20 protein-coding genes and 2 tRNA genes are annotated in these 20,333 nt (G+C 69.0%); 4 read left to right on the top strand and 18 right to left on the bottom strand.

Annotation, left to right across the window (positions count from 1 at the left end; all coding sequences use genetic code 11):
• Positions 1-38: 38 nt before the first annotated feature.
• Positions 39-362 carry a multidrug efflux SMR transporter gene (locus G3I56_RS13705; RefSeq protein WP_164409231.1) on the top strand — a complete coding sequence of 108 codons (324 nt, stop codon included), beginning with the start codon at positions 39-41 and terminating at the stop codon, positions 360-362.
• Between the two features lie 34 nt (positions 363-396).
• Here the strand turns inward: G3I56_RS13705 and G3I56_RS13700 are convergent, their stop codons facing one another.
• Positions 397-1,026 carry a TetR/AcrR family transcriptional regulator gene (locus G3I56_RS13700; RefSeq protein ID WP_164409438.1) on the bottom strand — a complete coding sequence of 210 codons (630 nt, stop codon included), beginning with the start codon at positions 1,024-1,026 and terminating at the stop codon, positions 397-399.
• Positions 1,027-1,243: 217 nt separating this feature from the next.
• On the opposite strand from G3I56_RS13700, the gene hisN reads away from it, so the two are divergent.
• Entirely contained in the window at positions 1,244-2,044 is an 801-nt protein-coding gene (hisN, locus tag G3I56_RS13695; RefSeq protein WP_164409230.1) for a histidinol-phosphatase, read from the top strand.
• Positions 2,045-2,081: 37 nt separating this feature from the next.
• Here hisN and G3I56_RS13690 read toward each other — a convergent pair whose 3' ends face one another.
• From G3I56_RS13690 to G3I56_RS43210, 13 genes are all read right to left on the bottom strand, one after another.
• Complete coding sequence (locus G3I56_RS13690; RefSeq protein ID WP_164409229.1) at positions 2,082-3,317, bottom strand: site-specific integrase; 1,236 nt, start codon at positions 3,315-3,317, stop codon at positions 2,082-2,084.
• 87 nt (positions 3,318-3,404) lie between these two features.
• Complete coding sequence (locus tag G3I56_RS13685) at positions 3,405-3,647, bottom strand: helix-turn-helix domain-containing protein (protein WP_164409228.1); 243 nt, start codon at positions 3,645-3,647, stop codon at positions 3,405-3,407.
• A gap of 434 nt (positions 3,648-4,081) precedes the next feature.
• Positions 4,082-5,554 carry an ATP-binding protein gene (locus G3I56_RS13680; RefSeq protein WP_164409227.1) on the bottom strand — a complete coding sequence of 491 codons (1,473 nt, stop codon included), beginning with the start codon at positions 5,552-5,554 and terminating at the stop codon, positions 4,082-4,084.
• Between the two features lie 2 nt (positions 5,555-5,556).
• On the bottom strand, positions 5,557-6,417 hold the full coding sequence (locus G3I56_RS13675; RefSeq protein WP_164409226.1) for a DNA primase: 861 nt from the start codon (positions 6,415-6,417) through the stop codon (positions 5,557-5,559).
• An 89-nt stretch (positions 6,418-6,506) separates the two neighbouring features.
• Entirely contained in the window at positions 6,507-6,815 is a 309-nt protein-coding gene (locus G3I56_RS13670; RefSeq protein WP_164409225.1) for a hypothetical protein, read from the bottom strand.
• Between the two features lie 233 nt (positions 6,816-7,048).
• Positions 7,049-9,148, bottom strand: coding sequence for a hypothetical protein (locus tag G3I56_RS13665; RefSeq protein ID WP_164409224.1), 2,100 nt, complete (start codon positions 9,146-9,148; stop codon positions 7,049-7,051).
• Between the two features lie 2 nt (positions 9,149-9,150).
• A complete protein-coding gene (locus tag G3I56_RS13660; RefSeq protein ID WP_164409223.1) occupies positions 9,151-10,752 on the bottom strand; it encodes a hypothetical protein in 1,602 nt (533 codons plus the stop codon).
• Between the two features lie 92 nt (positions 10,753-10,844).
• The gene (locus G3I56_RS13655) at positions 10,845-11,150 is read right to left on the bottom strand and encodes a hypothetical protein (protein WP_164409222.1); all 306 of its coding nucleotides are present in this window, start codon (positions 11,148-11,150) and stop codon (positions 10,845-10,847) included.
• A 27-nt stretch (positions 11,151-11,177) separates the two neighbouring features.
• Positions 11,178-11,561, bottom strand: coding sequence for an RRQRL motif-containing zinc-binding protein (locus tag G3I56_RS13650; protein WP_164409221.1), 384 nt, complete (start codon positions 11,559-11,561; stop codon positions 11,178-11,180).
• Between the two features lie 13 nt (positions 11,562-11,574).
• On the bottom strand, positions 11,575-12,468 hold the full coding sequence (locus G3I56_RS13645) for a DUF2637 domain-containing protein (protein ID WP_164409220.1): 894 nt from the start codon (positions 12,466-12,468) through the stop codon (positions 11,575-11,577).
• Positions 12,465-12,797, bottom strand: a complete 333-nt coding sequence (locus G3I56_RS13640) for a hypothetical protein (RefSeq protein WP_164409219.1) — start codon at positions 12,795-12,797, stop codon at positions 12,465-12,467. Before G3I56_RS13640 ends, G3I56_RS13645 begins: the two co-directional genes overlap by 4 nt.
• Positions 12,794-13,105 (bottom strand): hypothetical protein, encoded by a 312-nt coding sequence (locus G3I56_RS13635; RefSeq protein ID WP_164409218.1) that lies wholly within the window; start codon positions 13,103-13,105, stop codon positions 12,794-12,796. The genes G3I56_RS13640 and G3I56_RS13635 overlap by 4 nt, the downstream gene beginning before the upstream one ends.
• Before the next feature lie 90 nt (positions 13,106-13,195).
• Entirely contained in the window at positions 13,196-13,345 is a 150-nt protein-coding gene (locus G3I56_RS43210) for a hypothetical protein (protein ID WP_203689827.1), read from the bottom strand.
• 675 nt (positions 13,346-14,020) lie between these two features.
• Here G3I56_RS43210 and G3I56_RS13630 point away from each other — a divergent pair.
• On the top strand, positions 14,021-15,028 hold the full coding sequence (locus G3I56_RS13630) for an XRE family transcriptional regulator (protein WP_164409437.1): 1,008 nt from the start codon (positions 14,021-14,023) through the stop codon (positions 15,026-15,028).
• On the opposite strand, the gene G3I56_RS13625 is transcribed toward G3I56_RS13630, so the two are convergent.
• On the bottom strand, positions 15,012-15,800 hold the full coding sequence (locus G3I56_RS13625) for a GntR family transcriptional regulator (protein WP_164409217.1): 789 nt from the start codon (positions 15,798-15,800) through the stop codon (positions 15,012-15,014). The genes G3I56_RS13630 and G3I56_RS13625 overlap by 17 nt on opposite strands.
• Positions 15,801-17,476: 1,676 nt before the next feature.
• Here G3I56_RS13625 and G3I56_RS13620 point away from each other — a divergent pair.
• Positions 17,477-17,869, top strand: coding sequence for a CBS domain-containing protein (locus G3I56_RS13620; RefSeq protein WP_164409216.1), 393 nt, complete (start codon positions 17,477-17,479; stop codon positions 17,867-17,869).
• 57 nt (positions 17,870-17,926) lie between these two features.
• Here the strand turns inward: G3I56_RS13620 and G3I56_RS13615 are convergent.
• The 3 genes from G3I56_RS13615 to G3I56_RS13605 all read right to left on the bottom strand — a co-directional run bounded on the left by G3I56_RS13615 (position 17,927) and on the right by G3I56_RS13605 (position 20,304).
• Positions 17,927-18,000 (bottom strand) — tRNA-Met (locus G3I56_RS13615).
• 215 nt (positions 18,001-18,215) lie between these two features.
• Positions 18,216-20,024: a tetratricopeptide repeat protein gene (locus tag G3I56_RS13610; RefSeq protein ID WP_164409215.1), complete on the bottom strand. Its 1,809-nt coding sequence runs from the start codon at positions 20,022-20,024 to the stop codon at positions 18,216-18,218.
• Positions 20,025-20,230: 206 nt separating this feature from the next.
• Positions 20,231-20,304: transfer RNA gene (locus tag G3I56_RS13605), tRNA-Met, on the bottom strand.
• Between the last annotated feature and the right edge of the window lie 29 nt (positions 20,305-20,333).

Below are 20,333 nucleotides of genomic sequence, written 5' to 3'. Positions count from 1 at the left end.
AGACATAGCGGTCGACGTGGCACACGGGAGGACAAGACATGGCGTGGCTGCTGGTCGTTGTGGCGGGGCTCCTGGAAGTCGGCTTCGCCGTCTGCCTGAAGCTGTCCCACGGCTTCACCCGCCTGTGGCCGACGGTCGCGTTCTGCGTCTTCGCCCTCGGCAGCTTCGGCCTGCTGACCCTCTCCCTGAAGAAGCTCGACGTGGGCCCGGCATACGCGGTGTGGACCGGCATCGGCGCCGCGGGCACCGCGATCTACGGAATGATCTTCCTCGACGACCTGGTGTCCGTCCTGAAGATCGTCTCGATCACCCTGGTCATCGTCGGCGTGATCGGCCTCCAACTGTCGGGCTCGTCGCACTAGCCGCCCTCGCCCTGGACGGGACGCCCCCACACCGTCAGTTCCACACGGCGGCGTCCGAGGGCTGCAACACACTCCGTACGAGGTCGGCGACACCCCCCTCCCCCGGGGGCGCGGCGACACAGGACAGGGCGAGCCGGACGGCCAGTTCGCAGGTACGGGACATCTCGGCCACGTCCGGTTTGGCCGCGCCGGCGCCGGACAGCACGGTCACGGCACGGTCCCGGACGAGCGCCACGAAGTCGCCGGGCGAGGGCAGCGGCCCGTCGGCCCGTCGCTGCGCGGGCACCGCGGCGGAGGACGGCACGGCGGACAACGTCGGCGAGGGCAGCCGTTCGCTCCAGCAGCCGGTCAGCAGGGCCCGTACGAGGACGTTGTCGCGGGCGGCCGACGCGGTCCACTCGGCGGCCTCGGTGAGCCGCTCCCGCGCACCGGCACCGGGGTCGGCGGGCCCGGTCAACGCCCGCTCGACGCCCGCGAGGTAGGCATCGGCCTCTCTGCGCACCAGGGCCCGGGCGAGCCCCTCCTTGCTGCCGAACTCGTTGTACAGCGTCTGCCGGGACACTCCGGCCGCCGCCGCGACGTCGACCATGCGCACCGTGGACCACGGACGACGCGCGAGCGCCGTGTAAGCGGCATCCAGCAAGGAATCCCGCGCTGCAGGCATCATCCGCCTCCCAGGGGCGAGCGGCTCCGGGCCCCAGGTTTGACGCGCACGGAGTCACTGTCAAGGGTTCGCGACAGCGCCCGGGGGCGCGTATCGACATTCGCGCCCCGCCCGGAGCCGACAGCGTCGGCGATGCCGACGGAGCCGGACACCTGCGGGCGATCGCGCCCACTGCCCCCTGTAGCCCGGCGACGGCAGCGAAAGATACGGTTCGCCTATGCCCGACTATCTCGATGACCTGCGCCTTGCCCACGTCCTCGCGGACGCTGCCGACGCCACGACGATGGCCCGGTTCAAGGCACTCGACCTCAAGGTCGAGACCAAGCCGGACATGACACCGGTCAGCGAGGCGGACAAATCGACCGAGGAACTGATCCGGGGCCAGTTGCAGCGCGCCCGCCCGCGCGACGCGATCCTCGGCGAGGAGTACGGCATCGAGGGCACGGGCCCCCGCCGCTGGGTGATCGACCCGATCGACGGCACCAAGAACTACGTCCGCGGGGTACCCGTCTGGGCCACGCTGATCTCCCTGATGGAGGCGGGCGAGGGCGGCTTCCATCCGGTGGTGGGCCTGGTCTCCGCTCCCGCCCTGGGCCGCCGCTGGTGGGCGGCGAAGGGCCACAGCGCGTTCACCGGCCGCAGCCTCTCCTCGTCGTCCCGGCTGCGCGTCTCGAACGTCTCGAAGATGACGGACGCGTCGTTCGCGTACTCGTCGCTCTCCGGCTGGGAGGACCGCGGTGCGCTGGGCGGCTTCCTCGACCTGACCCGCGAGGTGTGGCGCACGCGCGCGTACGGCGACTTCTGGCCGTACATGCTGGTCGCCGAGGGCGCGATCGACATCTGTGCGGAGCCGGAGCTGTCCCTGTGGGACATGGCGGCCAACGCGATCATCGTCACGGAGGCGGGCGGCACGTTCACCGGCCTCGACGGCCGCCCGGGCCCGCACAGCGGAGACGCGGCGGCGTCGAACGGCCACCTGCACGACGAGATGCTGGGCTACCTGAACCAGCGCTACTGACGCTATTTGCGCCCTGACCTGCGCGTTTCCTCCATCCTCAACCCCCCTGGGCCGTCGTGGGGCCGTCATCGGCCTTCGGGCCGTCCTCGAACGCGCGGTTCACCGCTTCCCGCGTGCGCTTCTCGCTGCTCGGCATCAGGTGCGTGTACGTCCGCAGCGTGAAACCGGGGTCGTGGTGTCCCAGGTACTCCGACAGAGCCTTGATGCTCTCCCCCGCGTCCAGCAGAACGGACGCGTAAAAGTGCCTCAGCGCGTGCATGCCGTTCTCCCTGCCGCGCGGGATACCCACCTTGTCGAGAGCGGGTCGCCATGCCTTTTCGTTGAAGACAAAGCGCTTCACCGCGCGTCCCTCGGCATTGGGGAAGAGAAGGGACGCCGTGACCGGTGAGCCGTCCACCGACCGCCACGGCAGCGTCACTGCCAAGGGCGACTGGTGCGCGATATGAGCCTCAAGCGCGCGAGCAACGCTCTCCGGCAGGGGGACGGTACGAGCCTTGCCGCCCTTGGGAAGCGCGAACACCTGCTTCGCGGCAATGAGTTTGACCTGACGAACGATGTGAACGACTCCTTCGGCGAAGTCCACATCGTCAACGGCCAGGCCGAGCACTTCGCCCTGCCGCATGCCGCACCCGCCGGCCAAGTCCACCATGGCCCGGTACCGCTCCGGCAGTTCAGAGCGCACGGCTAGCACGCGCTCAGGCGCCCACGGCAGGATCCGGCGAGGTTCGAGCTTGGGCGCCTTCACAGACGCCGAACGGCACGGGTTGTGCGGGATCAGGCGATCGTCTACGGCAGCCGCCAACATCGCATTGAGGTTCGCGAAGATGACCCGCTGATAGGCGGGGGCCAATCCCCTGTCTTCGAGTTTCCGCAACCACTCACGAATGTGGATCGGCCTCAGCGAGTCGAGTGAACGGCTACCCAGGTACGGCAGGACGTGCAGGCGGATGCGCGTCTCGGTGCTCACGTACGTGCTGGGATCCATCGTGAGGGACGCCAACCACCGTTCGGCGTGCTGCCGCACGGTGAGGCGACCGGCCCGAGGGTCGATGTACTGCCCGCGCGTCATGTCCGCCTCGATCCCGGACAGCCATTTCTCAGCGAGCCGCTTCTGTCCATCGGGAAAGCTCTTGGACTTCTCGGTGCCGTCCGGCCCGATGTACCGGGCCCGGTAGCGCAGGCCACTTCCGTGGCGGTCGCTCTTGACGCGGAGGGTCTTGCCGGCGGCGGTGGTTTCGGTCTTGTACCAGCGGTCTTGGATGTGGCCAGCCATGCGACGGTGGTCCCTTCTGGGCATGGGGAAGGGAGGGCCACGGGGTGGCCCTCCCTGGGGTGTTGAGCTGTGTGGCGCGTGCTGGGGTCAGGCGGCGGCCTGGTCGGCGGTCTTGCGTTCGGTGACGTAGGCGTGGACGTCGGTGGGGTCGTAGCGGATGTGCTTGCCGATGCGGAATCCGGGCGGTCCGGTGTGCTTCTTGCGCCACTGGTAGACGGTCTCTTTGGGCACCTCGAAGATCTCGGCGATGTCGTCGGGGGTGAGGTAGCGGTCGGGGAGTCCGGCGCGGAGGGTGGCGCGCGGGTCTGGATGTTCACGTGCGGTGCTCATGGGGTGTCCTCCGTGCGAGGGAGTCCGTGTGTGTCCGAGGTGGGAATTTCTGCGTCACCCGCGTCATCTGCGTCATGCGTGCCCCTGACCTGCGGTTTTGGGGTGACGCGGAGAGTTGGGCGTGCGTCATCGGTGACGCAGGCTGTCCGTCACCGATGACGCAGGTGACGCGGGATGACGCAGAGACTTGCCGTCTGCGTCACCCCTGTCTGCGCAGGTCACCCACCGTTTTGTGGGGTCGGGTGACGCAGGTGACGCAGCGTTCCCCTACTTAGGAAAAAAAGAGGGGCTTCCTGTGGTGGGGCGGTGCCCCACAGAGAGTGAAGAAGGAGCCGCTTCGCGGCACGTCTTTAGGGCGCCGCGCGGCGGCGAACAGCAAGAGGAGCACGCCCCGGGCTGGTGCTCCTCTTGCTTGTGCACGTAGGGGGCGCCGGTCAGAACGCCCGTTCCTGCTCGTGCGAGGGCGGGGCGAGCCGGGTCATTTCAATGTAGCGGCCCTCTTTGGTGCGGCCGGAGTCGATGATCACGCCCCGGGCGGCGAGGGTGGGCTGAAGACGCTTGAGACGGTCGGAGAGGACTTTGCCCGTGGTCGGCCACCCCTTGGGCAGCGCACGCAGTTCCTCGCCGCTGTAGACGTGACTGAGGCAGTGCAGCCACTGGGTGGACGTCATCCGCGCTTCCGCGCCCGCCTCCAGGGTCGCCGCGTGCTCAATGACGGTCTGCGCCAACAGGTCGCCCTCGATGACGTCGTCGTTCAGGTCGTCGAGGCAGGCCCGGTAGGCGCTGAGTGCTCCCAGGCCGGTGGCTGCGTCGAGTTGTGCGCACAGGTGGGCGAAGTCCGCCATCCGCAGGTCCGTGGGAGTCTCCGCAGCAACGGCGCGGACCTTGACCGTGAGGTCGAGCAGCGAGCCGAGGATGACGGGCAGTACCTGCGCATACTCCGTCCACAGCTCATCCTCGGTACGCCGCACCCGGGGCCGTTCGAGACGCAGGGGAAGCAACCGATCGGCGAGGTCGGGCCGGATGAGTCCCACGTCGATGCCGGTCAGCAGGAGGGGACGGCGGTAGCCGACGCGGAACACGTCCCCGTCGGTGAACAGGGCCCGCTTCACGCTTTCGGCGCCGGTGACGATGCAGCACATCGCGTCAGACAGGTCGGGGGTCATGTGGGACAGGTTGTCCAGCGCGGTGACCCATCCCGCCGCCACCGCCGCGATCAGGTTCTCCTCGTCCTTCGGAGCGCGGCGCAGGTCGCCGGTCATGCCCTCGATGATCCGCACGAGCATCCGTCCGCCTGTGGACTTGCCGGCGCCCTGGGGGCCGGTGAGGAACGGGGCGGGGACGGGAACGGACGGGCCGAGGCAGCCGATCAGCCACGCGATGGCCAGGCATTCGGTTTCCGCGGTGGCGAAGTTGCACAGCCTCATCAGAAGGTCGATGCCCTTGCCTTCGGTGTCCTTGACGGGCAGGGGCAGTTCGCCGGTGAGCTGGGTACGTCGCCAGCAGACTTCGCGGGGGTCGGGGGTGAGGATGTCCCATCCGGTGGGGTGGATGCGGACGGACTGTCCGTCATCGCGGCCCAGGTCCAGCCACGTCGCCCCGTCGAAGCCGGGGGCAACACGGATATGGACGGGCTGTACGTCCTCGGTCAGTGCGAGTGCTTCGATCAAGTCCAACGCCTCCTTGAGCGCGCTGCCGTTGAATACGCCGATCCCGTCGCGGAAGAGGCCGACCATGAGTTCCTGGCGGTGGCTGCCCGTGGTGCCCTGGGAGCGGATGGGGCGGGCGACGGGGTGGGCGTTCTTCTGTGCGTAGACGGTTCCGTCGGCGGTGCGGAAGTACCGGAAGTGCGTTTGCGCGTAGTCGGTGATGACCTTGCGGGCCGGGTCCTTTTCGTCCTCAGACATCGCTACAGCCCCAATGCGGTGTGGGCGTTGGCCCACGCGTCGGTGCAGTGCCGGACGGTTTCGCCCTTGGCCTGCGCGGCGGTGAACAGCCGCGCGGTGTGGGTGTCGGTGAGGCAGCCGCACCGGCCGTGCGTGGACAGCACTGCGAGGAACGTCCGATAGACCGTCGCGTGCACCGCACTGGACGCCTCGGTGATGCGCTGCTCCGCCATGGCGATCCCACGATCCAGATAGGCAGGCGTGCGGTGAGGGCACGCCCCGCCCCCGGTCAACGCGGGTACGCGGATGGTCGCCGGCCGGACCGCGGTGGGTGCCTTCACGGCCAGCGCGCGCACGATCGCAGGCAGCGCCGTTATGGTGCCGGTACCGGCACCGAGCCAACGGGCGTAGGCCATCGTCGACTTGATGTCCACGCCGGGCCGTACCGCGTTGGCGCCCTGCATGACGCCCTGGTAGAGCCAATGCTCACCCCTCGTGGTGCGCACGATCCGGGTAGCGGGCAGGGTGTCGCGGGCCCATGCGATGGCTGCCGTGTTGTCGAGGTCGACGACGGTGAGGCCGGCGCCACCCGGGTGGTAGGCCACCGCAACCGCTTCCCGCCAGACCCGCGCCCACGCAGGCGAGTTGAGGACGTTCGGGTCGGTGGTGGCGGCGGCCCAGCCGTGACAGGGCGCCGGGCAGGTGCAGGGGCCGGGGGTCTTCATGTTCGGCCGTCCGCCGCACGCGTTCTTCGTGCAGGTGCGGCAGTTGCCGAATGGCACCTTCCCCGCCCGCAGCGGCAGCGGCGGCACACCGGCCGCCGCCAGACCGAGGGCGGTCCGTAGGGGTGCGGGTACTCGCCGAATGTCAGTGGTTTGGGTCATGCTGGTTGTCTCCAGTTCCTCGATGGTGACTGGCTGGACAAGGGCGGCCCCGCTTCTTTGGCGAGAGTGGGGGGCCGCCCTTGGCGTAGCTAGGTGTTCTTGGAGCGGGCGAGGCGCAGGGTGATGCCGCCGAGTCCGATGGGTCCGGCGGCGCCGGCGATGACGGTGAAGGTGTGGGCCGCGGCGTCGAGCAGGAAGCAGATGGCGGCGACGAGTCCCCAGCCGCCGGCGACGACCGCGCCGGCGATCGCGAACGGGACGACAATGCGCCGCCACGGGATGCCCGGCGGGGTCGGGGTGACGACGTAGACGACGGGCTGTCCGGTCGCTTGTGCCTGTTGGTAGAGGTCGGCGGGTATGTGCGGGGCCATGTGGCCGGGCGGGGTGTGCTGGCTCATTTCAGGCTCCTTCGGGGTGTGCCGCGGGCCCGCGCCGACAGGTGGCGCGGGCCCGTGCGGATGGATGCCGGCTTGTCGCGTTGCTTGTCGCCTCTCTTGTCGCCTCTCTTGTCGTGCGGCTTGTCGCTTGTCTTGTCTTGTCGCTTGTCATCTCCCAGGTCACAAGCCGTTTCGGGGACTCCAGACCCCGTCAGGCGGCATGTGGTGTGGTGGGGGTGACAAGCGACAAGGGGTCAGTTGTCGGATGTGTGGGTGCGGTGGACGTAGCGGGCTTTGGTGCCCTCACCGATACGGACGGCGGTGCCGTCCTGCATCCATGTTTTGAGCCATCCGACGACCGTCTGACGGGTCGTGCCGTACGCGTCCGCCAGGGCGCGGGCGATCGCGGATGCTCCGGTCCCTTCGGTGCCAGCGGCGAGCAGCGCGGCGAGCGCGGCCTGTTGTGCGGGGCTGTCCTGCTCGCCCCGCAGCGCCGACAGATTCAGCCCGGCCGGCCGGTCCGCCCCGTCGTCCTCACCGGTGGTGCGCGGGTCGGACGCGGTGGCGAACTGTGCGTCGATCTCCTCCCGGAACCGGCGCGCCAACTCCTCCTCAGGCGACTCCGGTTGGGCACTGTTCAGCGCGGACAGGCGCAGCGTTCCCGCCCCGTCCGGCGAGCCGTCGCCGGCGGCGGGGTCCGTTGCGGTCTGGTTGCGCATCCAGGTGGTGCGGTCGGTGTCCCAGCGTCGTGCGTAGGCGGGGCCGGCTGCTTTGGCGGACACGTCGTCGAGCATCGGGTGACGGTCGGAGGTGGCGGCGGTGATCTCCCGGATCTGGTTGGGGAGGATCCGCCACGCCTTGAACAACGCGGCCGATGATTCCGGGGTGCCCATGAACCCGGCGCCCTTGTGCGGGGCCTGGTCCACACGCAGGCCGCGGGCGCCGGGGAACATCTTGGAAAGGTCCATGCCCTCGGTCTCGCCCCCGGTGAGGGCGACACGCACCTTGGCTTCGCGGCGGATCATCAGGTTGCTCAGCACCGACCCGGTCGCACCGAGGGCGGTGAGTACGGTGCGTACGCCCATGGCGCGGGCGATCCGGATGACCTCCAGGATCTTTTCCGCGAGCTTGCGGATCTCCCGGTCGCTGCTGGCCAGAATCTCCGCACCCTCATCGATCACGATCATGATCTGAGGAATCCGCGAACTGATCGGCAGGAGATCCGTGTTGGCCTTGGACAGCACGTCCTGGTAGCCCATCTTGCGCTGCTTGGCCACGCGCACGGCCGCGTCCAGCATGGTCAGGGCCTCGTCGAACGTGCCGGCGAGCCAGTCGATACCGGGCCGCACGGGCTTACCTTCCGGAGTGTCGATCTCGCCGTTGAGTGCGGGCAGCACCCACGGCAGACCAGCGGATCCGGCGTTGAGGTCGATCACCCAGGTCAGGACGTCGTCGGCACGGGCGAACCCGGCGAGGATCGCGTGCACCATGTTCGTCTTGCCCGAACCGGTCGGGCCGACGATCAGAGCGCACTGCTCGCGCAGGTAGGCGAGGATCTGTGAGGCGTTGGTGCGGTAGCCCCACGGGATCCCGGTGAGGACCGAGAGGGTGCTGTAGTCGGCGGGGTAGGTGCGTTCCTCTTCCAGGACGTTGACGGTGGTCACGTCGATGATGACGCGGCCCTGGTCGATGCCGGGTGAGGCGGTGGCGGTGCAGCCGTGCGGCAGCCGGGCATCCGCGGACAGCCGCGGCGACTCGGACGCAATCCGGTTCCAGGTCGCGCCGCCGGCGGGGAGTTCGGCATCGATAGAGAACCCGGCCCCGGTGTCCCACATCTCGACACCCAGCACCCGCACGGTGATCGAGCACACGCGCTGGATCCGGTCGACCCATTCGGCGGCGATCGCACGGCGTTCCGCGGACAACTCCGCCGAGACCTGCCGCTGCTCGACCGCGAACGCCTCGTCTTCCCGCGCCTCCTCATAGAGCGCGGCTGATCGTGCGGCGGCGCCGATGCCCACGCCGATGGTGGCCAGCGAGCCGAGCGCAGCCCACGTGAGCGGACCGTTCGTCATGGCCCAGGTGGTCCAGCCGGCCCCCACGAGCCAGGAGGCGGCGCGGGTGGCCAGGGTGCGGCCGGCGTTGCGGACGCGCAGGCCGACGACGGTGTGTCCCAGGGCGCCCGCGGCACCGACCGCGATGGCCCAGCCGGGCGGCATGGCGGTGGCGGCGCCGGCGGTGGCGATGGCGAAGGCTCCGGTGGTCGCGGACAGGGCGCCGGTCACAGGTCCGTGACCGGCAGCCCAGTCCAGCACCGGGCCACTGCCCTGCTGTTTGGCGGTGGCAGTGCTCATGGTTAGACGTTCCAGCCCTTCTCGGCCTCGGGTCCGTTGCGGGGGTCTTCATGGCGGGCGATGTCCTGCTCATGGACCTGCCTAAACAGCGGGCCCATGTCCTCAGCGACCGCGACCGCGCTCATCACGGCGCCGAAGATGTCGTTGAAGCCGTCCGCGACTTCCTTCTCCAGCGGAAACTCCGAGTCGGAACGCTCGGCAAGGATCTTCATCACGTTCGCCACGCTGGTCAGCGCGGCGGGCAGTCCTTCGACCATGGCGAGGATCTCCATGGCGTTGTCGGGGTCGTACTGGTGGGCGGCCTGCTCCATCTCGGAAGCGGCCTCTTCGAACCGGAATCCGGACACGTGCTCTCCCTCATTGACCTCGGGAACTGTGCTGGTCGGAACCTTCACCGCAGGACGCTCGACACCGTCCGCGATGCCCTGCGTGCCGTCCTGCGTCGCCTCCGCATCGGCGGCGGCCTCCTGCTCGCGCAACGCCTCGCACGTTGCTTCGTCGCGGTCCGCGCGCTGCTCGCCGGCGGTCTGCAGCATCCGGCGCAGCAGGCGCCGGCCGGGGTGGATGAGCCAGGACAGGTTGAACTTCCGCCCGATCGGGCTGGTCAGAAACCCGAGCAGACCAACCGGCAACGCCAGCAGCGCAGCCAGCAGACGGCGACCGTGGAAGCGGGCCGCGGAACGACGCAGAGCCTGACGCGCCGCCCGCCGGGCCGGACCCTTACGGACCTGCCCACGCTGCGCCGCGATCGTCCCGCCCGTCTTGGCATCACGGCGGGCGCGCTGCCGGGCGACCGCACGGTCGCGGGCGGCACGCGCCTTACGGACGGCACCGCCCATCACGCGGCCTGCCAGACCAGGGCGCTTGCCCGACCGGGACTTGCCGGCGGCGGCTTTGGCGTTGCGCCGGGCATCGGCGACCGCGCGGCGCGCGCTGGTGGTCTGCACCCGCTGCCCACCACGCGAGCCGGCCGCAGCCCGCTGCGAGGCCCGCAACGCCTTGACCTGCCCTACCCGCCCCGCAGCACCACCCGCACCCTTGCCTACCGCGGGCTTGGACAGGCTGTGACCGCCCTTGCCCTGCGCCTTTCGGCTGGTTACCGCGCCACTGCGACCAGCGGCGGGGCCGGTGCTACGGCGGTGCTGGCCGGGCACCTTGCCCGAGCGACCACTAGAGCGGCCGGCGCGAGAGCCTGCCGAGCGGCTCCCGGAGCCTGCGCGTGTGCTCGAACCGGAGCTCCGCAGCCCAGCGGTGCGAGCAGCCGCGCGGCCGGCGGCGCGGGCCGCGGACCGGCGAGTCTCACGGCGGGAGTTGGGCTTGCGGTTGCTGTTTCGGGTGCGGGTGGCGGCGACCGTGCCGAGTACGACCATGCCGGTAGCGGCCACCACCGCGGCGATCGGCCCGCCCACCAGGGACGCGGCGGCGAGCGCACCCACGGTGCTGTTCGCCCCGGACAGGGCGAGCGGGACGACGGGCCACCCACCCGGCGTGTGGTCCACCTCCTTCTCACCCTTGGCCGGGGTGGGCGGGGTGTCCGGGGGCGCGGGTGGTGGGGTCGGGGCAGCCGGTAGGACTACTACCGGCTCTGTGCTGAGTTCCGTCATGCTGTGAGCACTCCTCTAGTGGAGTAGGGCCCGGCCGGTTGCTGTGGAGGCTTGTGGCCGGGCCTGCCGAATCAAGGGGGAAAGTCCGCAGCTCAGTGGCTGCGGTGCGGGTGACGGGCGGCGATCTCCTGCCACCGCCGGGTCTCCGCACGGTCCGTGTGGGTGAGGCTGACGCGGAAGTCGCAGCCGGTGACCGTGCAGCGGTGCGTGGTCGTCGACCAGGCACCGATCACGCGGAACAGCAGGCTGGAGAACGTGGCCACGCAGGACAGGCAGCAGGCCAGCAGCAGCGAGAGCGGCACGCCGTAACCGGACAGCCGCACACCGATCACGATGGCCAGCGCCGCACTGACAGCAGCGGCGCCCGCGGTGAGCGCGTGGTGACGTGTGATGTTCACTCGAACTCCCATGTTTGGGTGGGGTGTTCAGGCAGCGCACTGTTCGTCGTCGGGGTAGGCGCAGGTCACGCACACGCCGAGCGAGAGCGGGATGACGTATCCGGCGTCCGTGCCGCACTGCGGGCACGTCCGCCGTGCGCGGTTGGCGCACTCCAGCGCCCGCCACTTCGCCGGCGTCATCGGGCGTACCGGCTTGGCCTGGTCGAGGCGGTAGAAGTAGGCGACCAGCGGGCCGCGCCGGAAGCGCGGACGCAGCGCCTGAGCCGCCACCGGCTGACCACCCGGACGCAGACCACGCGCCCGAAGTTGGCGGTAGGTGGCGTAGCCGTCCGGGACGCACCGCCACGGAAACGTCGGGACGCCGTAGCGGGCGCCGGTCGGATCGAAACACTTCGCGTAGCCGATCGACATGACCGTCCCCCGCTCAGCCGGCGATCGCGGTCGGGAAGTCCGTCAGGTAGGTCTCACGTGCCTTGACCCGGCCGCGGGCGGTGCGGGCCGTCGACTCCGACGCACCCAGCCCCGCGGCCGTCATCGCCTGCGTCATCCGCGCGGTGCTCGGCTGGGTGAAGTCGCTCCCGTACAGGGCCCGTACCAACTGATCGACCCGGTTCGGGTAGACGACCGGCGTGCACAGGTCGACGGGCGTCGACGCTGCGGTGACGGGCGTCGCCTCCACCGTGACGGGCGTCGGAGCCTGCTCGGTCTCCGGTGCGGATGCCGGGAGTTCGGGCACCGATGCGGTCCCGGCCACGATCTCCGCAGGGGATATGGCCGGGGGGCGGTCGACGCTCACGTTGACGGGCGTCGAGGGTGCTTCGACGCCCGGCGGCGGCGGGTTGACGCCCGTCGACGCGCGGCTTGCGAGGTAGGCGTGGACCTGCCGCATCAACGCGCCGAACGCCAACAGCGCAGCCACCGGAGGAACGGCCGCCACAACGTAGTTGAGGGCGTTGGCATCCTGCCCGACGCCTGCCACGTTCAGCGCGATGGACGCGCCGTCACCTGCCGCGACCAGCCCGATCGCCCACCCGTCGACCCGGTGGGCGAGCGAGGCACGCAGGATCAGCAACTCCCCGATCACGATGAACAAATCCACCGTCGCCGGCCACGCCCAGGAGCGGGCGACGGCTTCCGCCATGCCGTGCGCGGCGGCGACTTCCTGCAAGTGCTCGTAGGAGAGCCAGAACGCCACCGCCGTCAGCAGCACCGTCAGCACACTCGCCAGAGCAGTGATTGCACGCTCCACACCGACCGGCGTCAACGCTCCTTCGACGCCCGTCGACGGCGCTTCGACGCGGACCGTGGCGGCACTCATGCCGCACCCGCTTCCGCCACCGCCGGAACGAGCACGTCGCCGTAGCCGACCAGCTCCAGCACGGCGCCCGCGAAGTCGGCGGTCGTCTTGAGCACGCGCGTCCGGCCGGCGCTCTGCTCGCGGTAGACCACCGTGGCCGGGTCGACCCCCAGCGCGGACCGCCACGCCTCGAACTCGGACAGGTCGTCGTGGAAGCGCAGTCGCAGCCGGTCCGGGAAGTACGTGGATACGTCCACGTCCGGCGCGGGCAGGTGACCGAAGTCGACGGCCAGCAGGCGCAGGGCGCGCAGCGCCACGGCCATGCCGTCGAGCGTCAGGTTCTCGCTCATGCGGCCACCGCCGTACGGCTGGAGTGGCTGCGCACCGACCGGCGCACCGACGTCCGACGCGGCCGGCGGGCAGCAGCCCGCGCATCCTTCAACGGGCTCGTACGCAGCAACGTCTCCGCGTACGCAGCAGCCTCCACGTCCGTCTCCCGCAGCTCCGCGAGGACCTCGTGGGCCACGTCCAGCCGCGCCGCCCGCTCGTTCACGGACTCCTTGGCGGGGCCGGTGAACAACTCCAGGTCGATACCGAACGCCAACTCCGCGAACTCCGACGCGGTAACAGCTTCATGACCAGCAACGATGAACTTCATGGGTCGTGTCTCCTCAGTGGGTGGAACGGCCCGAAGCGGCGCCCGGGGGGGCAACCCGGGCGCCGCGCGCCGTTTGATGTGGTGGGTTGGTCAGTTCGTGCGGCCGTGGGCCTCGTTCAGGTCCGCCACCGCGTCCTTGCACTCGCCGGACGTGATGCGGTCGTAGACCTCCTGACCGGCCTGGACGGCTTCCGGGGAGGTCAGGTCGGTGGTGGGCTCCTGCGACTTCATGCCGAACATTGCGATCTCCTGAGGTGTCGTAGGTGTGGGCCCACCGAACGGAACGGCGGACCGAGTGCCCCTACCTGCTTTGCTGCGTACGCCCGTCGTGGCCGGGCAGGGGCTGAGCGATCTCTTTCGGGGATGCGGCTGCCGGATTAAGGAACAGCTCACCAGGGCCCCGTTGTAGGCAGAGACCTAGACCTCTCGGTCTGCCATCCGGACTGCCAAGGGATCGCCCGCCGCGAAGCGGACGACTGTCCGGTGCCCCTCCCCCCGTCCACTGCGGGGCTCCTGGTCGTGCTTGCACACGGTGAATCGGGAGCGATTCCGTCTTCTGGTGCGCACCAGAAGGAAAGCATCTGGTGCGCACCAGAGTCAATGACTCTGCCGATTTGAGCGGTGATTGTCCGCCCCGGTGCATCTCCAGAAGACCCCGCCGGGTAGGGGTGCCGGTAGCCAACAGCGCTTCACAGCAGGCCTGTTAAGAAGCCTGTTAAGGCCTGTTGACCTGCGGCGATATGAGGCATGCTGGAAAGGTCAGTGAGCGGACCCAACGTCGGGCGGTGGCCTGTGAGTTCAGGACTTAAGAACGCGCGGACGGCGCGTGGCTGGTCTCAGGAACGACTGGTTCGCGAGATCGAGCAGTACGCCCGACAGCACGTCACCGACGTTGCGTCGACCGCGAGTTTGCGGGTGTATGTGTCCGAGTGGGAGAACGGCAAGCGCACGTTGTCGGACCGCTATGCGGCGATCCTGAGGCAGCTTCTCGGGGTCACCGACAGGGAGCTGAGGGGTGCTTCGCTAGCTCCCGTTCCGCCGATGGCGGACGGGTACGACGAGCTGCTGAGCAGGATCGATTCAGCTACCAGCGTCGGCGTATCCATGGTGAAGACGTTCAACGACCAGACCGAGATACTGCGCACGATGGACCGTCAGATGGGTGCGGCCGGTCTCGTCGACCAGATGACGGGGCATCTCGCCCGCCTGGAAGACGCATTGAACTTCGCGGTGCTTCCCACCACACGTCGACCTGTGGCGCTCGCGCTCGCGGGGGCGTCGACCTTGGCCGCATGGCAGGCGATCGACTCGGGGGCGGTCGAACGGGCTTGGCGGCACTACGAACTCGCGAAGCGGGCAGCGCGCGACGCTGAGGCTCCGATGTACCTCGCGCACGCGATGGCGGAACAGGCATACGTGCTGTGTGAGGCTGGCCGGCCGTCCCTCGGTGTCGAGCTGGTACGCGATGCGCAACGCACCGTTGGGCAAGCAGGGTCGCCCCGCCTTCGCGCATGGCTGTACGCGGCTGAAGCGGAGATGTGCGCTCACGCGGGGATGCCCGACGACTGCCGCCGCGCCCTCGATGCGGCCCTGGCGAGCATCCCGCCCGGCTCCGAGGATCGCGACCCGGACATGTTGAGTATCTTCCTCAACGGTGCCCACCTCGCTCGGTGGCACGGCAACGTTCTCGCCCTGCTTGGCGACGGCGAAGCAGTGACCAGCCTGTACGACGCCTTGGACGTGGTGGACCCCACCTTTGTCCGAGCGCAGGCCGGCCTCCATAGCGACCTCGCGCAAGCGCACCTCGCACGAGCCGAGTACGACGACGCGCACACCCACCTGCGACAGGCACGACTGTTGGCGAGCCGCACCGGTTCGGTGCGGCAGCGCCGCCGCGTCGACCTGCTCAGTGCGCGGCTGTAAGCCCCTGCTTGCCGCGACTCGCCAGGATGTGGAGCAGTGCAACGAGGGTGCCGGAACCCATCAGATCACCGCGTGCCATCAGCCCTGGTACGTCGGCCAGCGGCACCCACTCGATGTGCCCCGCCTCTTCGAGGTCCGTTGGCGAACCGACATGGTCGGCCCCGTGGCCTACGAAGATCTCGTGAGGCGAGTCGACCATGCCGACCATGGGCTGGTAGGTGACTACGTGGTCCACCGACTTGGGCCGCCAGCCGGTCTCTTCGACGACTTCCCGAAGTGCCGTGGTCGCGGCCTCCTCCCCTTCGTCCACGATGCCGCCGGGCAACTCCCACCCCCACTGCTGCGGGACAAAGCGGTACCGCCACATCATGAGCACGCGGTCTTGGTCGTCCAGAACGGCGGTGATGGCGACGCGCTGGAGCTTCACGACATGATGTTCGAAGCGCTCCACTCCGGGCGGTTCGACGTCCCAGAGTTGGAGTTTGACCCACTGGTTGTCGTAGAGGTCTCGCTCGCCATGGATGCGCCACGGCTCCAGCCCCTCAGGGGTCTTGACGCTCACCGCGCCCGGCACGCGGTACGAACTCCGACCCCGTACCTCCAGCGCGCCCTCCACTACCAGTCGGGCCAGCACTTGCCGAAGCGCGGTCCGACCGATGCCGAGTTGTTCCACGAGTGTGCGCTCCGACGGGAGCTTGTCACCGGGTGCGTACTCGCCGGCGGCGAGTCGTGCGCGAAGCGTCTCGTAGACCTTGGTCGTCTTCGGTCCCATTCGCAGGGCACTCTCCGTCCTGAGGTGGTGCGTACCAGCGTAGCGGGCGTGCACCACACTGCGGCTGGTGTCATTTCGCTACGTCGCGGCAGAGGTGGCCAGCTCCACGGCCAGGAGATCACGGCTCCGGCGTCGTGTGTACGGGGCAGGTTGGCGCGCCATCTGACCTCGCGAGCTTCGTGATTGCTCTCTGATACCACGCGTGAAGCGGGAAGAGTTACACATCTGGTTCGCTGCGGAGGTGACTCTTTACCGCATCGAGACTTCAGGGCATCGCCAAAGCGTGCAAAATGCCGCAAGCGGCACAATTATTCTTCCATGTTGGATTAGCTCGAACGGGTGAGTCTTGAGCATGGACCGATACCCGTGAGCACAATTAGGTAACCCTAGTCAGGTCACGTCGTTAGCTCAGGTTGATACAGCGGCGCAGCGGAAGGCACTGAACCGCTGCATCAACGAAATGGACGCAGTAGCGAGAAAGGAACTGGGGCCAGTCGTGAAAGTTTATGACACGACGACACGCACCTTTTCGGTGACGATTACTACTGCGTTCAGCAAGCCGACGGTCACCAGGGAATGCCAAGCAGCCTGGTCCCAGGGTTCGTTTTTGGTGACGAGTAGGACTAGGTCGATAGCGCACCCAGCCAGCAGAGAGAGCCCCCTCTGAAGGACCGCGCCCTTCGCTGCAACCACTGCGGCGTGGCCGCTATTTGATGCTGGCGCAGCGGCTTGGCCGCTCGCTGCGACGGGTCCTTGGTTCGAGCTGTTCTGTTCGGGCAACTTACAACCCCAAAAGATGTGGGCGGACACTGGGCCCTCGCGACCGGAAAATTGGTTACTCGCCGGTCGCGAGGGTGGTCACGCTCGCTTGAGGCCGCAAGGCCTCACTGGAGGGCGAGGGGCTCCACCCCCTCGCCCTCCTTCGGCGTGTCCTCAGATCCAACGAGAACACCGAGGTGAAGTTACGGGCGTAGACATTCCTCGAATCGGAAGCAGGGCCTCTAATAACTATTCAAGTATTACTAACCGAAATAGCGATCCTGTGTACCTATGATTTTGCGTGACAGGCGGCGAAAGTCAGGGCATCTGACAGTGCATGCCGTATCAGTTTCTGTCGCCCCTCAATATAGTCTGGACAGCCGAAGATTCGAGGCCGGAAGGATCGCTACCACGGTTGCTGGATTCCAGCTTCAATAGCGAGCATCTCGGCGCCGCAGCCACGCGCGCGCCCTTACGCTCCCGTGGGCGACATGCGGACGGCCGAGGCGAGTTCTGGTCCAAGCTCTTAGTTTCAGCAGGTCAGCGCAGTCCATGAGCGGACATCTTGGGAGGACTGCAAATCTCCCGGTGGCGTCCCAGCCGGGCCGTCCTTGGGCCGTCCGAGGGCGACCAGCGATGACCAACGACAACCAACGACAACCGCGACCATGCAGCTCACCAGTGGAGCGCAGGGTGATCCTGCACCCCACCAGCGGTAACGTTCAATACCAGCGCTACTGATCCCGCCCCTGATCCCCCGCGCGCCCTGTAACAGCCTTACACGCCCCCTTGTTGACCGTCTCTTTAACTGCCACCCTGAAGCTCCCCCCACTTGTGAACTTGTGAAACGCTGAACAAGCCAGCGCGGACAGGACACTCAACAGGGGCGGGAACTCTCTAGGAGGTGGCTCCACCCCATGCTCGTACGTGACGCCATGAGCACCGTGGTCCTCACCATCGGCCCCGATCACACACTCCGTCAGGCCGCCGCGCTGATGGCCGCGCGGCGTATCGGCGCGGCGGTGGTCCTCGACCCGGACGCCGGCGCCATCGGAATCCTCACCGAACGCGACATCCTCAACTCCGTCGGCCGCGGCCAGAGCCCCGACGCGGAACGCGCCCACGCCCACACCACCAACGACGTCGTCTTCGCCACGCCCTCCTGGACCCTGGAGGAGGCCGCACACGCGATGGCCCACGGCGGCTTCCGCCACCTCATCGTCCTGGCCGACGGCGAGCCCACGGGCATCGTCTCGGTCCGCGACATCATCCGGTGCTGGGCCCCGATACGACAGCACGCACCGGCCTGAACGGGAAACGCACCGAGGGCCGAAGTCCTGTATCGGACTCCGGCCCTCGGCCTCAAGTAGCGGGGACAGGATTTGAACCTGCGACCTCTGGGTTATGAGCCCAGCGAGCTACCGAGCTGCTCCACCCCGCGTCGGTAAACCCAACGTTACGTCAGCCCCACCTACGAAGGCAAATCACTTGAGCACCGGCAGCCAGGCCGGATCATTTCAGCCCGTCCGGCGTTTGAGGACGAGGCCCCTTCAGGGCCGAAGCGGGGGTCTGGGGGCGCAGCCCCCAGGAACAGGATGGGACGTGTAGGGGCGGCGGGGGCGAAATAGCCAACGCCCACCCCCACCCACCGCACCGTCAGGCAGAAAGCTCTTCCCGCAACGCGTCCCGCAACCGAGCCGCCCGCTCCGCAACCTCCGCCGGCCCCAGCGAAACCGCCAGATCAGCCCACCGCTGCCCCTCCGCCAACTCCCCCCGCCGCGCATACACCAGCGCCAGCCGCAGCGCGGCCCGCCCATGCCCCGCCTCAGCCGCCCGAGCCCACCACACCGCGGCCTCGGGCTCACTCCCCTCCCGAGCCAGCAACAGCCCCAGATTGAACGCCCCGTTACGAGACCCGGCCTCCGCCGCGGCCCGGTACCACCGAGCCGCCTCCACCACGTCCCCACGAGCCGACGCCAGCATCCCCACCCGCACCTGCGCCCGCCGGTGCCCCTGGGAAGCCGCCCTCTCGTACCACTCCTCGCACTCCGTCTTCTCGTGCGCGATCTCACCGAGCTCGTGCGCGGGCGCCTGCGGACGGCGCGCGTCGAGCACCGAGGCCAGCCGATACGCGGCCTCGGGGCTCCCGCCGCCCGCCGCGCACCGCAGATACCGCTCGGCCTCCCGGTCGTCGCCTTCCCGCAGCCGGGCGATCCCGACCTGAAGCGCCGCCTCGGTGTGCCCGGCGCCGGCGGCCCGCTCGTACCACCGCAGCGCGGCCACGTCCTCGCCCCGCCCGGCGTGCAGAATCCCCAGATTGAAGGCCGCGTCAACACTGCCCACCTCGGCGGCCTTGGAGAACCACGGCTCGGCCCCGGACGCGTCCCCACCCTGCAACAGCAGAATGGCGAGCGCGTTCGCGGCCTCGCGGTGCCCGGCGTATGCGGCCCGCCGGTACCACTGCTCGGCCTGCGCGGTACGCGACTGCTCGGCGCAGAGCAGTCCGAGGTTGTACGCGCCGTTCACGTCCCCGGCGTCCATGGCCGCCCGGTACCAGCGCTCGGCTGTCTGGGTCTCACCGCGCTCGGCGTGCAGCGCGCCCAGCGCGTTGGCGGCGTTGCCGTCCCCGTCCTGGGCAGCCCGCAGCCACCACACAGCGGCGCTCTCGGCGTCCCCCGCGTCGCGCAGCAGGAACCCGAGTGCACACGCGGCCCGTGCCTCGCCGTCCTTGGCGGACGTCAGATACCAGCGCCCGGCCTCCTTGAGCTCACCGCGCCGCTCCAGAATCGCCCCGAGATGCAGCGCGGCCCGCTGATGCCCCCGAGCGGCGGCCTGCCGATACCACTGCTCGGCCTCAGCGCCGCCGCCCTCACCCGCACCGTCCTCAGCGCCGGCGCTCTCCGCACCTTCCGCAGCCTTGCGGTCGAGCGCACGGGCGAGCCGGTAAGCGGCCTCCCGGTGCCCCCGCTCGGCGGCAACCCGCATCCACTGCCCCGTGGCCGCGTCCCCGCGGTGCTCCAGCAGATCGGCGAGGGCGTACGCGCCCAGCATGTGCCCCTGCTCGGCGGACTGGCGCAGCCAGTACTCGGCGGCCGGCTCGTCGCCGCGCTCACGGTGGTGGCGGCCGAGTGCGTGCGCGGCGGCGGCGGAGCCGGCGACAGCCGCGACCCGCCACCATCCGGCGGCATCGTCGGCGTACCCGCGCTGATGGAGGAGGACGCCGAGGTTGTTGGCCGCGGCACGGTCACCCGCGGCGGTGGCGGCACGCAGCAGAGGCTCGGCTCCGTCGAGATCACCACGGCGCAGCAGCATGGCTCCGAGGACACTCATCGCCTCGACGTCGCCGGCCTCGGCCGCGAGCCGCCTGCGTGCCTCTTCTACCGCCTCGCCGGTTTCGTCCCGGTCGGAAGGCTGCACAAATCGCCCTGTCTCCAACAGAGTTGCCTTGTCCCCCATAACGTCCATCGTCGCACCACCTGCAACCTGGGTACACCTGGTATACCGCAGCCAGTGAGGTCTCTACAGCGTTTTGTCGACATGCCCACAGAGAGACAAGTGAAACACAATTACCCTCAACTGCCCCGGGTAGGCGCGGCCTTCACCAGGTCGGCACATGCGTTCGCACAGCGCGAAGGCCCGGATCCTTGGAGGATCCGGGCCTTCGCGATCAGTAGCGGGGACAGGATTTGAACCTGCGACCTCTGGGTTATGAGCCCAGCGAGCTACCGAGCTGCTCCACCCCGCGCCGTTGTGTTTAAACCGTACCACGGCGCG

The organism is Streptomyces sp. SID12488 (assembly GCF_010548275.1).
GTDB lineage: Bacteria > Actinomycetota > Actinomycetes > Streptomycetales > Streptomycetaceae > Streptomyces.
This window is presented reverse-complemented; position numbering and strand designations above follow the sequence as displayed.